Genomic DNA, 12211 nt, shown 5'->3' on the forward strand with positions numbered 1-12211 from the left:
AGGCCGGCAGGCCACGAGCCTTTCCGAGCGTGCGAAAGGGGCATCTGACGTGCAGTGACGTCTCAGACGGCTTCGTCCGGCCCCAACTGGGCGGGTCGGCCGGCTACTGGACGCCGCCGTACTCGGCCTCGGCCACCGCTTGGGCACGCTGGGCGCGGAAGTTCGCCACGTAGGCGTTGAACACGTCTGAGTTCGCGCTCTTGTCCTCGTACTTCAGCAGCGTTTCGTCGTTGTCGGTCAGAGCCATCCCCGTGAAGGTGTGGCTGCCCGTGAAGACGATCTTCTGGTCCTTCTTGGCCTTGTAGGAGCCGTCGATGGCCATGTACTTGGTGTGGGAGGTGCTACCGGAGACCGGAGCGGTACCGTCGGTCTTCGTCGGACCGGGCAGGCCCTCGTTGTCCAGGCGGTGCAGGGAGATCTTGCCGAGCTTGGTCGACCTGGTGAGCCAGTAGGCCGTCTCGCGGTGCTCTCCCGCCGCCTCGTAGTCGGCGAGCTTGCCGTAGACGACATCGATGTAGCAGCCGTCCTCGGCCATCTCCCAGAGCTTCTTGGCCACGGCCGGGCGCGAGATGTGGCCGTTGGCGATCCGGATCACGGTGCGCCCGTCGGCGGTACCGTGCCCCGCACTGTTCCCGGAGCACCCGGGGTATTTTCCATCCTTGGGAGCTTCGCCTTCCACCCCCGTGCCGACCGTGTTCAGGATGTTGATGACGACGTCCGTCGAGGCCCGCGGGAAGAAGTAGGCCTTGGCATCGCCGGCCTCCACATCGACCGGGTAGTCCTTGACTCGTGACTTGTCCGCCTGCGCCTTGGCCATCCTGTCGAAGTAGGTCGTGTAGCCGGCGTGCAGAGCCTGGTTGCCCACGATGGTCATCGCGTCGTTCCAGAGGGAGCTGAGGTCCTGCCCGGTGAGGTTGCCCGAGGACTGGACGACGACGTTGTCCACCGGAACCCCGGTGTTCGGCGAACCACTGCCGGTCGTGCGGGAGAAGAGGAAGAACTTGTTGTGGTTGACACCCCCGATCGCGCTGTCGGCCAGGCACGGCTTGTTGTACTCGCACACCCTGAACCAGGACGTCCCATACGTGGTGCCCGAGGGCGGAACCTCCGCGAAGGTCGTATTGAGCTTGTCCCGGACCGTCTTACCGGATTGCCCCATCCAGGCTTCACTGATGGTGTCGTCATCCACGAGGACCTGTACGTTCACGCCCCGGCGATGAGCTTCCGCGAGCCGGTCCGCGGTCCAGCTGGACCCGAACGCGTACAGCGATATCTTGATCGTCGAACCAGGCGTGGCACCGCCAATGAGCCGGCCGATGTGTCCGAGGATCGCGTTCTGTTCGGCCTGCGGGCCCTTGGGGTTGTTGAAGACGGGGCCCGTGGACACGTATGTCGTCGTCTCGGCCGAGGCAGACGGAGCCGTCATCGCCAGAAGACCCCCGATGACGAGGGCCGGAAGCAATCTCTTCTTGATCATGAACACACCCTACGAACGCCCCCGACCTGCGAATTCGGCGCCCTCAACAGGTACCCGGTTTTGCCGCGGAAGGGCAGGAAAATTATGGTTTTATCGTGGGTGCCTGATTTGCGAACCGGACCTACCGCTTCACTGTGTCTCGGCTGATGAGGCTCTGGAGGTAAGCCTGCGTCTCGGGATCTATGGAGTACAAGCGGGTGCCCTTGGAGCCGCGGCTTGCGAGCACGCGGTAGGCATTCAACGCATAGGTGAGGCAGCGATGGGCCGGGAGCACCTTCAGGGGCTTGCCGTGGCTGGCGTCGGGGTCGGCGATCCAGTGGTCGCCGCGGCGGACGATGTCGTTGCCCATGATCACGAAGTTGTAGTCGTACTCCATGCTCTGGGCGGTGTAGACGCAGCCGACTTGCTTGTGTCCACCGACGTCGGTGGCCCAGTAGGGGCGTCCTGGAACGTCTGGGATGTCCGTGCCGGTCTCGTCCGCGCGTGTGTTCTACGGGCGGGACCAGGTGTGAGGGCCGTCGGGCCCTGTCCAGGAGATGCTGACCTCTGGCTGGAGGGGGGCGGGTTGGAGGGTGAGTCCCAGGGCCGGCAGAAGTCGGCGGTGATGCGTGCGCTCCTGCCTGCGGCAATGTGTTCCGTGACCCAGTTCTCGAAGTCGCGCGGGTTCTGGGCGGCGCCGAGGTCGTCGTCGGTGCCGATCCATGCGGGCGGGGGACCAGCGGGCTGGAGGAACTGGTTGACCCAGTCGAGGTAGGCGCGTGAGCCGTTGCACCGGAACTGGGTGGTGAGGTTGATGTGCCAGAACGTGTGTCCGTTGCTGTTGGCGTACTGGCGTACTGGCGGAGTTCGTGGAGTGTGACACCTTCGGAGGGTCGTACGATCTGCTGCTCGTCCAGGAACAGGACGCTCACCCCGGCGCGGTCGATGATCTGGCCCAGAACCGTGGGGAAGGGTCGCGGCGGTAGTCGGGGGTAGGTCCGTGCCCGGTGTGCTTCGTCGAGGAGCACAACACTGTCGGCCTGCAAGCCTGCGGGAACCCTGTCCACCAGGGTGGTGATGAGAACACGCGACGCAGGCCCCACGGTGCGCTGGAGCTGCCGGGTCAGGGTGCCGCTGGGGGTGGCCAGGCGGGGGTTCGCCTGGGGCTGCGCGCACAGGTCGCCGAGGAGCCGGCAGGCGATGACCGTCTTTCCTGTTCCGGGTCCGCCACCCCGCGATGTAGGCATCGAGCATCACCAGGTCGACGCCTGCCCGCTCAGCCGTGTTGAGCCGGGCAGGCCACGTCTCGTTCCGGAGCCCCTGCTCCGATGGGCCCTGGTCTTCGGCGCGCTCGTCCGATCGTCACATCTGCCCCGGTGGCAGGTGCTGGTACGCGAGCGACAGCACCGGCACGCTGTCTCCGTTGAAGTGCCACAGCGCACTCGTGTACCAGAGGACCACCACCACGACCACCAGCGCGCCCCCGGCCAGTGGCAGGGCCCAGCCCGGCAGGCGCCGGCTCTGCACCAGCAGGACTTTGGCGGCGAACGCCCCGTAGAAGAAGCAGCCCGCGATCGAGTGCACTGCCACACGCGAGCCGGACAGCTGCACGCCATACGCCTGGACGCAGTGCACCGCGATCGGGACTGTGAGGGCGAACAGCACCACACCGGCGATCCGGTGGGTGATCGGCACCGGGCCCGGGACCCGGCGCACCCCGGGCAGCCGCCGGTACATCCACAGCGCCAGCAGCAGCTGGACAGCGGCCATCCCCAGGACGCCGGTGGCGAGCTGTGCCTTGAGACGCACGGCATCGGCGCCCGCCTGGCCGAACAGTGTCGCGGTGTAGTCCGGCGTGTTCGCCCGGCCGAACACGAACACGGCGACGAAGACGGCGGCGGCAGCCACGAGCGCCAGTGCGAGAGCGAGCCTGGCTTCCGGGCGGCGCAGAGCGGGCCGGGCGTGCGACATGGTGCTCCTCGTCTCGGAACGATACGGGTTGGCGGTTTGCCATCCCTTGTACTCGCCTGGTGCGGCAGATGGCGGCCGACACGGCCGTAGCGACCTCGACTCCTCAAGGGCGCGGCCGAAGCACGCGGCGTGGGCGGCGTCGATCTCGACGAACGCCAACTGTCCCCGCCAGGCATCAGGGGTGGGAGTTGTGGGGGCATCTGGACCCGAAGTCATGCGAGAGCCGAGCGACCTTCGAGTGCACCGCCCGCGTCCCCGCGTGGATCACGCGCGTCCGGCACCTCCGTGCGCCGTTCCAGTAGGCCCGCTATCTCCTCACGTCGGGGCTCGAGCTGCTGGCTGACGGTGGATGCGGTGAGCCTCGGCATCACGGACACCGGGGGTGTCGACGGGCGTAGGCCCGTGCTGGTCTCTCTCATGGGGCCCGGTATCGGCGACGAGGCGCATCTTCGAGGCCGAACACGCTGACGAAGTCGACCAGGAACCCCTCATCGGCTACACCCCGACCTACTACCGCTTGCGCAACAGCCTGAAGCCGGCGCGGCCGAGTTCGGGGCGCGCACCCGGCGAAGAGCCCCGGCCTGTCGGCCTGTCGGCCTGCCGTGCCGATTCCGCGGGTGTGGGCCGACGGGTACCGCCGTTGACCGCCTTGTCGAGCATGAGCACGCCGCTGGTGGCGCGGGCCTTGCCTGCTGCCTCGCCGGGCCAGACCTCCAGCGTCTCGTCCATACCGGGAACAACGCCGGGCTGCTCGTCGCGTCCCACGGGCCGGCCCGGCGCGGCCTCCGCTTCCTTCCGCGCGCTCCGAACGCGGGGTAGTGGTGGGCCACCGCCTACGGCCCGTGAAGGGCCGGGTGGACTGGTTTGTCAAGTCCCGACTTTCCGTGCCGTGACCGCAGGCCCGTGGGTGGGGCGCAATGGAGTGACGGTTGACGCCGAAAGACGGCGGACGGGCAAGCGGCCCACCGAATTCCACGACCTCTCCTGAGGTGAGGAGCCTTTCCCCATGACCGCCACCCGGACCCGACGTGTCGTACCCCTCCTGATCGCCACCCTTTTGGCCGGCAGAGGCGCCTCGCTCTCCTCCACGGCTTTCGCCTCTCCCGCCACGACAACCGCAAGTGTCACCACCGACACCGAACATCCGAGGGGGCCAGGCATGTCGAACGCAAGATCAAAAATATCCAGGGCGTCAAGCTCAGCGGACAGAACCCTCCTCCGTCTGTATCTAGCGATTTACATGACAGCGACCGGAGTGCTTGTTCTTGTTGCAGTTACTGCCGCCTTGATGGCGATCGTCAATTTGCAGCCTTGGATCTTCGGGCCCATCGCGGCAGTGGCGGGCTTTACCCTTTTTCTCGGATACCATAAACGGCAACGAGAATTCCGCCTGCGGCAACACATGCCGGGCCCGAAGCCCGCCTTCTTCATGGGCAATCTAGCAGATCTTTTGACGTTCGGGCAGGGGCACCGGGATCTAGCTCTGAGGGAATTGCACGAAAAATATGGGCCGATCGTTCGCATTCACCTAGGGTGGGGCTCCCGCCCTTATGTTTCAGCTAATAGGACATCTAAGAACCTCCACAACAGATCTTTCGACTCCAATCGGCAAGCAGATAGAACCGTTCTCCCCGTCAGCATGATGGGGATGCCCGGCGGGGAAGAACTGCAAAGCCACCGACGCTCGATCGGTAACCTTCTCAACAGGAACGCGCTAGGTCATTTCAAGCGCGAGGCAGACGCATTCGCCGTTCAGTTCACCGAGAGAAACGGAGCGGACGGGGCAGGGGGTCCCGAAAGCCCAGCGGCCCTCCTCCGTGAAGTGCAAAGCTGGAGTGCCAACTCTCTGGGAAGTCTACTTTTTGGGACATCCTGGCGTACTCCTGATCTTCCCAGGTACCTGGATTGCCTCGGGCGAATCGAAGAAGAGATCGGCCATCGCGCTTTCCATCCACCCTTCCGCCGCTTCATCTTCCTGCACCGCACCCTTCAGACTCGATCCGCGTACAGATATCTGGCTTCAACCCTAAGTGCGATGTTGGATAATCGAGGGTGCCCTGTCGCCACTAAAGTCACTGGAGAAGATCGCACGACTGTCGCTGAACGAATAAGAAAGGAGAGTGGCTGGAGGCGGCGGCAGCAAATCGAAGAAATGATGTCGCTAGTACTTGGTGGTACCGACGCCATGACGTACGCCATCACTCAAGCTCTTATCGAACTATCGCACAATCCGCAAATTCAGTGCAAGGTGCAGGCCTCCTGGGCTCCTGCAGGGGATGGGGAACCCGGTAAAAACAAGGAGGCGTCAGAGATTGTGCGGGCGGTGTTCTATGAGACGCTGAGACTTCACCCCCCGGTTCCGTTCAGCTCCAAGCGTTCAGATCGCCTAGACGTCGAAGTGGGCGGGATCTTCATACCAGCCGGAACGAATATCCTTTGGGCGAAACCGGAGATTGGCGTCAACCCCGAGATATTCGAGGAACCGCTCCGATTTGATCCGGGCAGGTTCGAGGAGGGGGCTAGCTTGGCAGATTTCTTGCCATTCGGTGCCGGTCCCCGCCATTGCATCGGTAGTCAGGCTGCAGAACAACTCTGCATTGCGCTCTTGTCCCGCATTCTCAGGGCATTTTCTGTGGAACCGGTTAATGACGCAGTCATGACCCTCACTGCGAAAGTTGCCGTTGTTCCTTCATGTATTCCCGTGAGACTCCAGCCGCTAAAACCTCGCGCTTTCACGAAGCGAGCCGTCCGGCAGGTGGTCAGAACAGCGGGATGTGCCTCTGACCAGCGAGAATGAGGATTGTTGAGTCCCTTGTTCCCGCCCTCGTCGGAGGCGCTTTCCAGGTGAAGAAGCGTATTGGGCTCCTATCCGCGTGTCCGTCCTGAGGGCCGGCGGTCGGGCGGTCTGCGAGCGAGGACATCTTCACCTGGGAGGGTTCTTTGGTGAACAGGGCCGATATCGAGGCGGAGGACACTTCCAGGCCGGCCCTTCTCGGCGAGGAGACGCCGCAGTTGGGCGCCGGTCCAGACTTCGCGCTGGGCGGCGGCCATCCGCAGCTTCCACTTGATGTTCACGGCGCGGGTTCCTCTCCGGTGAGCTCGCCGAGCGTGGTGGCCACGGCGCGTCGATAGGCGTCCTCGATGAACGTGGCAGAGGGCCGGACGTATCTCATCGTCGAGCTGACTGTCCAGTGACCGAGTAGTTGCTGGATGGCCACCAGGTCGACGCCACGTTCGTAGTCCTCGGGCGTGACATCACATGCTGGCCGGCCCAGGGACTTCAACGTCCGCTCCAGCAGGCCGATGTCGTTGTCGACGGTCACCGGGCTGAACCCCCGGGCTCGCCAAGAGGCCACGAATGCCTCCACGCCACGGCGCCTGGAACTCCCACGGATCCCAGGCAACAGGCACCTCGGGCACAGTCCAACCCTCGATCACCCGCAGACGCGACTCCACCATCCGGCACACCATCCGGCACACCTTCCTCACACCTGACAAACGAAGGTGGCGCCTACAAAACCCCGCTGTCAGCGAGACATTCAAAGAGGTACCCAGGACCCCAATACGGCCAGGTCGCAGGACGGATGCGCCGCAGCGAACAAGTGCCAGCCCCAGTTGAATGGGGGCAGGTGTTCGGCGACGAGGTCCTGGCCACCGCTATCCTCGACCGGCTTCTCCATCACTGCGGCATAGTCTCCATCAACGGCCCCAGCTACCGGCTCAAGAACGGACTCGCTGCCATCGAAGGGGACAACACCGCGGCTTGATCAACACCGATCTCGTCAGAACCCAGGCTTGAGCTGCTGGTCTGGGATGTCGAGGCGGGCCGCTTGAACTTCGAGGGGTTGCAGCGGCGGGCCGCCGCCCGCAGTCGCGGCGCGGCCGCCCTCGAGGCCGCTCTGCCGGCCTACTTCGTGGTCTTCGACATGTTGCAGCAGGACGGCGAGGAGTTGCTCCGCCTGCCGTATCGGAAGCGCAGACGGCGACTGGAGGTGCTGTTCTCCGCGCGCGCTCCGAGCGCCCCGTGGACGCTGTGTCCGATGGCCACGGATATGGCCGAGGCGGGGGAGTGGCTGGAGTCCTGGACGGACGTGTCCGGCGTCGAGGGCCTGGTCGTCAAGAACATGACCCAGCCCCACCGCCCCGCCGCCAGAGGCTGGACCAAGATCCGCCGCAGAGACACCACCGAAGCCATCCCAAGCTGCGGCCGTGCACGACCCCGACGCCCTGATCATCGCCTGCAACACCGCCACCGTGCACGCGCTACCCGCCGTCAAGACCATGCTCGAACCGGCCGTCCCCGTCATCGGCAATGGTGGCGCGCCCTGCGCGGCGCCCCCTAGCGGGCCCTGCTGCTGCCTGACGCGATCTGCATGGGTACCTAGCGGCACGCCTAGGGCCTTGGTTTCATCACCATCCGCCCGCGGCACGGCAGCGTCACCTGCGCCCACCTGCGCCCACCTGCATCCGCCGTCACCGTTCGCCCACATCTCCGTGAGCAGTCTGCAGGACGTGCAGTGGCCGCGGCCGTGCGGGCGGCCGTGTCGGGCACCGACGGCTGAGGTCCGTACCAACCACTCCGGTTACTCGCGAGGAAATAGAGCCTTTGGCTATGGTGAGCGCCCTGCGATCGAGAGCCCTTCGAATCCTGCCATCAAAGACGGGTTCGCCAGGTTGATCGAAGGAAGTCCTGCCACTCCAGGACACATTTGCATGCAGAGCGACGCGCTGTCGGAACACCGCCCGGCGTCGGCTCAGTGCGAGCCGGCCTGCCCTCGTCCTGTCACCCGGGGCTGGAGGGCGGCGGTCTTCTCATTCACCTACCTCGCGAAGGCAAGGCAGAGATGTCCCCTAGACCCTCCTCCCGACACACGACGCACCCTGTCGACGAATTGCTCCCGATCCCCAGACTCGCCCTGTACGGCTTCCAACACGTGCTTGCCTTCTACGCCGCGGCCGTCATCGTCCCGGTCCTGCTCGGCAACGCGCTCGGACTCAGCCCCCAAGAGCTCGTCCACCTCATCAACGCCGACCTCCTGACCTGCGGCGTGGCCTCGATCATCCAGGCCGTCGGCGTCTGGAAGGTCGGCGCCAGGCTGCCCCTGGTCCAAGGCGTCACCTTCACCGCCGTCTCACCCATGATCGCCATAGGCCTGGGAGCCGGCGGCGGCACCGCGGGCCTGCTCGTCGTCTACGGAGCGGTGATCACGGCGGGCATTGCCACGTTCGCGTTCGCGCCGCTCTTCAGCAAGCTGGTCAAGTACTTCCCGCCGGTCGTCATCGGCACGATCCTCACCATCATCGGCATCACGCTCATGCCGGTGGCCCTGCAGGACGCCGCCGGCGGCGCGCACCTCATCGGCACACCCGCGTACGGATCCCCGAAGAACCTCGCGTACGCACTAGGCACCCTGCTCTTCATCCTGGCCCTCGTCAGGGTCGGCAAGCCGTTCCTCAGCAGCCTCGCCGTGCTGCTTGGGCTCGTGGCCGGCACGACGGTCGCGTGGCTCTTCGGGGACGTCGACTTCGGCGCGGTGGGTCAGGCCGACTGGTTCGGGGTCACCACGCCCTTCCACTACGGCATGCCGCGCTTCGAACTGCTCCCGATCGCCGCGATGCTCGTCGTCATGCTGATCACCATGGTGGAGACCACCGGGGACGTCTACGCCATCGGCGAGATCACCCGCAAGAAGGTCGACGCCGACACGGTCGCGCGGGCCCTGCGCGCCGACGGCGTGGCGACGGTACTCGGCGGCGTCCTCAACTCCTTCCCGTACGTGGCGTTCGCGGAGAACATCGGCCTCGTGCGCATGTCCAAGGTCATGAGCCGGTACGTCGTCGTCGCGGCGGGCGCCTTCATGGTCGTGCTGGGGCTGCTGCCGAAGGCGGGCAGCCTGGCCGCTTCGGTCCCCCACCCGGTGCTGGGTGGGGCGGCGGTGTCGATGTTCGGCATCGTCGCGGCGGTCGGCGTCCAGATCCTCGGGAAGGCCGATCTGCGCGAGGAGCGCAACACCCTGATCCTGGCGGTGAGTCTCGGCGCGGCGCTGCTGCCGACCACGGTCACGCCGTTCTTCGACCGGATGCCCGACAACGTCCGGGCCGTGCTGAACAGTGGGATCACTCTGGGGGCGCTCACGGCCATCGCCCTGAACCTGCTCTTCAACGTCTTCACCAGCCGCAGCGCGATGGAGATCGACTGGGCCGAGGTCGATGACGGCGACGGCATCGGAGCGGTCGCCCACTGACCACCCCCTGACGCGCCTGTCACGGCGGCGGGCCGGGAGGGGCCCCGATCCCCTTCCCGGCCCGCGTCGGTGTGCCGCGTTGCCCGGCGTCAGCCGCCTGCCATGGGGTACAGGGACGCCTCGCCTTTGTCGCCCATCAGCTCCCAGAAGTGGTCGACGAGGCGGCGTAGATACACCGCACGCTCCGTCGCGATCTCCTTGAGCCTGGCGTCGGCGTTGCGGGCGACCAGGTGCCCCATGTACCGCTCGGAGAATCCGGCGAACTCCGTGTGCATCGTGCGCAGCGCGTCGCCCACGCTCGTCGGGTCCACCGCGACGATCTCCGCCACGGGATCGACGTAGGTCTTCCAGCGCCCCGCGATGGCCGAACGCAGGTGCTCCTCCAACTCCCCGACCCGGCCCATGATGCCGATCAGCGTACGCAAGGACAGGCCCAGGGCCTCCACCAGGACCCTGGTCTGCCGGGCGTCACCGTGCCATCGCTGCGCCGACTCCGCGGTGCGGTACTCGGTCGGGTCCATGCCCAGCCGGTACGCGAGCCGCTCCACGCTGAGCCGGCGGGCCAGCCGGAACTCGGTGAGCGTGCGTGGCGCGGTGCCCATGAGGGTGGCGGTGTCGCACCACAGCACATCGGCGAGCGCGAAGAGGTGCTGGTCGGAGGGCACATGGGAGCCCTGCTCCCATGCCGCGACCCAATCGGGATGGACCGGGGTCCCGCAGGCGGCCATGGAGTCGGCCACCTGAGTCACGGTCAAGCCCATGCGGGCTCGGGCGGATCTGGCCTCGTCGGGGGAAAACGGAGTGCTGTACACGTACAAGACACCTCGCAACAGCCTTCGAGCGCACCGCGCTCAAAGGGAAACGGAATGATCGATGAACACAAGGCGCGGGCACACTAACAGATGTTCAGAAGGTTCCAACCGCCTCGGTTCCTTCAATTCCAAGGGATTGGGAGGGTGTAGTTCGGTGATCAAAAACTCCGGCGGTCAGAGCCGGCGCCCGCCGATTCCCCCTGGGACGGGCGGACGGCAGCTCGTGTCACCCGGGCACCCGTACCCCGTACCGTCACCTGCGGAGTACCGGCCGATCGGTAGTGCGTCCGACGCGCACGATCGATGGCGGCGGCCCTCGGACCCGCTCCGGTGGCCTTGGCCGACGGATCTTCCTCATGCCGTATCTCCCCGCGGGTGCACGCTTGCGCAGTGAGAACCGCCGTGGCAGCCGGGGGGCCCGTCGCGATCTGGGCCACTCCTGCGACCACCGGCAGCAGCTATCAGAACGCCCTGATCCGCGCGCACGCAGCCGGAGTCCACGTCACGGAGATCGCCTGCCCCGGACTCGCGGACGCAGTCCAACACGCTGATCCGTCAGCCATCGACGAAGCGGTGGCCGACGCCTCCCGGCGAACCGCTGCGCCCGGACGCCGCCCTGCAGGCCGCCGACACCTGGCCCCCGCAGATCCCGGGCCCCGGTGGGAGGGGGCGTTTCGCCTCGTCGTGGGGGAGCCGTGACGGTCTGGACGTGGTGTTGGTCCGCCCCGAGCTGGTGGCGGAGGTCAGCGCGGACCGGGCCGTGGACTGGGGTGGGGTCTTCCGGCATCCGCGGTGTTTCAAGAGGGTGCGACTGGACGTGACCGTGGGGGACGTTCCCGGGTTCGGTCAGGGGCCGGCTGAGCCGGCGGAGCGCTGCCCGCCAGCTGCCCGCCCTGACCTCCGAGGCGGCCGACCTACTTGCGGCCTTCGCCGCGACGCGAGCCGCCAGCGCGCGGCCGGGCGCGGACGCCAGCCGCCCCATTCGTGTGCTGCGCATCCTGCTGGCCTGGCTCGGTGCGCAGGAACCGATCAGGGAACGTGACATCGTCGCCCTCACCCCCTTCTACCGCGACTTCGGCGCCAGCCGGATCATCCGCTTCCTGGACAGCCAGGGGCTCCTGCTCCCCGATGAAACCCAGGCACGGGCACCGCTAAACCATCCGGCCCTCTCGGTGCCCGCCGCCGCGAATCCCCGAATCCCGAGGTTGGAGGTCGAACGCCGCGATCGCCACCACGAGCGGGCCATCGCGGCGAAACTCGACGCTCTGCCATCTGAGATGGCCGAGCACATGCTGACCTGGGTCCAGGTCATGCGCGGTGAAGGCCGCCGTCGGCACCACGCCGTCGACTACTCCCGCATCCGACGCAACCTCCGCATCGTCATGCCCGTCCTGCACGCCTGGGCTGCCGCCGGCCTGAGCCTGCGCGCGGTCACCAGCGACCACGTAAACAGCGAGCTGACAAGCCGCCATGGTCACCAGGCCCGCGGTGTCGACCACGTCCTGCTCAGCGTGTTCCGCGCGCTCAAGCAGCAACGGATCATTTTCCACAATCCCATGGCCGGCCTCTCGCTGACCACGCCCGTCCGGCTTCCCACCCCGCTGCCCAGCGACCGACTCCAAGGAGCCCTCGATCGAGTCGAAGGCTCCCGCGGCAAGCTCGTCGTCGCCCTCGTGGCCGTGCACGCGCTCAAAGCCAGCGAAGTATGAACCGTTCCGGGTTCGGTG

The 12211-nt window shown here is 66.4% G+C and carries 11 protein-coding genes and 2 pseudogenes; 5 read left to right on the forward strand and 8 right to left on the reverse strand.

Features of this window, described 5'->3' with window-relative positions:
- Nucleotides 1-103: 103 nt before the first annotated feature.
- From J7F03_RS37240 to J7F03_RS37255, 6 genes and pseudogenes are all read right to left on the reverse strand, one after another.
- Nucleotides 104-1477, reverse strand: a complete 1374-nt coding sequence (locus J7F03_RS37240; RefSeq protein WP_214957488.1) for a phospholipase D-like domain-containing protein — start codon at nt 1475-1477, stop codon at nt 104-106.
- A 121-nt stretch (nt 1478-1598) separates the two neighbouring features.
- A complete protein-coding gene (locus J7F03_RS41690; RefSeq protein WP_251073067.1) occupies nt 1599-1853 on the reverse strand; it encodes a DNA/RNA helicase domain-containing protein in 255 nt (84 codons plus the stop codon).
- A complete protein-coding gene (locus tag J7F03_RS41695) occupies nt 1829-2272 on the reverse strand; it encodes a DNA/RNA helicase domain-containing protein (RefSeq protein WP_308380117.1) in 444 nt (147 codons plus the stop codon). Before J7F03_RS41695 ends, J7F03_RS41690 begins: the two co-directional genes overlap by 25 nt.
- Nucleotides 2273-2361: 89 nt before the next feature.
- Nucleotides 2362-2703 (reverse strand): annotated as a pseudogene (locus J7F03_RS41700) (DNA/RNA helicase domain-containing protein); the annotation flags it as partial.
- A 115-nt stretch (nt 2704-2818) separates the two neighbouring features.
- Nucleotides 2819-3427, reverse strand: coding sequence for a DUF6529 family protein (locus J7F03_RS37250; RefSeq protein ID WP_214957489.1), 609 nt, complete (start codon nt 3425-3427; stop codon nt 2819-2821).
- 510 nt (nt 3428-3937) lie between these two features.
- The gene (locus tag J7F03_RS37255; protein WP_214957491.1) at nt 3938-4156 is read right to left on the reverse strand and encodes a hypothetical protein; all 219 of its coding nucleotides are present in this window, start codon (nt 4154-4156) and stop codon (nt 3938-3940) included.
- A gap of 559 nt (nt 4157-4715) precedes the next feature.
- Between J7F03_RS37255 and J7F03_RS37260 the strand changes: the two genes are divergently transcribed.
- Nucleotides 4716-6224 carry a cytochrome P450 gene (locus tag J7F03_RS37260; protein WP_214957492.1) on the forward strand — a complete coding sequence of 503 codons (1509 nt, stop codon included), beginning with the start codon at nt 4716-4718 and terminating at the stop codon, nt 6222-6224.
- Between the two features lie 274 nt (nt 6225-6498).
- On the opposite strand, the gene J7F03_RS37265 is transcribed toward J7F03_RS37260, so the two are convergent.
- On the reverse strand, nt 6499-6750 hold the full coding sequence (locus tag J7F03_RS37265; protein ID WP_214957493.1) for a site-specific integrase: 252 nt from the start codon (nt 6748-6750) through the stop codon (nt 6499-6501).
- A gap of 294 nt (nt 6751-7044) precedes the next feature.
- On the opposite strand from J7F03_RS37265, the pseudogene J7F03_RS37270 reads away from it, so the two are divergent.
- The 3 genes and pseudogenes from J7F03_RS37270 to J7F03_RS37280 all read left to right on the forward strand — a co-directional run.
- Nucleotides 7045-7194, forward strand: a pseudogene (locus tag J7F03_RS37270) (ATP-binding protein); the annotation flags it as partial.
- 63 nt (nt 7195-7257) lie between these two features.
- Nucleotides 7258-7770 (forward strand): hypothetical protein, encoded by a 513-nt coding sequence (locus tag J7F03_RS42850; RefSeq protein ID WP_374104447.1) that lies wholly within the window; start codon nt 7258-7260, stop codon nt 7768-7770.
- A 501-nt stretch (nt 7771-8271) separates the two neighbouring features.
- Nucleotides 8272-9672: a nucleobase:cation symporter-2 family protein gene (locus J7F03_RS37280; RefSeq protein WP_214957494.1), complete on the forward strand. Its 1401-nt coding sequence runs from the start codon at nt 8272-8274 to the stop codon at nt 9670-9672.
- 89 nt (nt 9673-9761) lie between these two features.
- Here the strand turns inward: J7F03_RS37280 and J7F03_RS37285 are convergent, their stop codons facing one another.
- Nucleotides 9762-10412, reverse strand: a complete 651-nt coding sequence (locus J7F03_RS37285) for a transcriptional regulator (protein ID WP_374104448.1) — start codon at nt 10410-10412, stop codon at nt 9762-9764.
- A gap of 1058 nt (nt 10413-11470) precedes the next feature.
- Here J7F03_RS37285 and J7F03_RS37290 point away from each other — a divergent pair.
- Nucleotides 11471-12193: a hypothetical protein gene (locus J7F03_RS37290; protein ID WP_214957496.1), complete on the forward strand. Its 723-nt coding sequence runs from the start codon at nt 11471-11473 to the stop codon at nt 12191-12193.
- The last annotated feature ends 18 nt before the right edge of the window (nt 12194-12211 follow it).

This window comes from Streptomyces sp. ISL-43, from assembly GCF_018614195.1.
Classification (GTDB): domain Bacteria; phylum Actinomycetota; class Actinomycetes; order Streptomycetales; family Streptomycetaceae; genus Streptomyces.

Bases quoted from the DNA above. Each gene is read 5' to 3' on its own strand.
- J7F03_RS37240 (WP_214957488.1), bottom strand. From the start codon at position 1,477: ATGATCAAGAAGAGATTGCTTCCGGCCCTCGTCATCGGGGGTCTTCTG.
- J7F03_RS41690 (WP_251073067.1), bottom strand. From the start codon at position 1,853: ATGGAGTACGACTACAACTTCGTGATCATGGGCAACGACATCGTCCGC.
- J7F03_RS37250 (WP_214957489.1), bottom strand. From the start codon at position 3,427: ATGTCGCACGCCCGGCCCGCTCTGCGCCGCCCGGAAGCCAGGCTCGCT.
- J7F03_RS37255 (WP_214957491.1), bottom strand. From the start codon at position 4,156: ATGGACGAGACGCTGGAGGTCTGGCCCGGCGAGGCAGCAGGCAAGGCC.
- J7F03_RS37260 (WP_214957492.1), top strand. From the start codon at position 4,716: ATGGCGATCGTCAATTTGCAGCCTTGGATCTTCGGGCCCATCGCGGCA.
- J7F03_RS37280 (WP_214957494.1), top strand. From the start codon at position 8,272: ATGTCCCCTAGACCCTCCTCCCGACACACGACGCACCCTGTCGACGAA.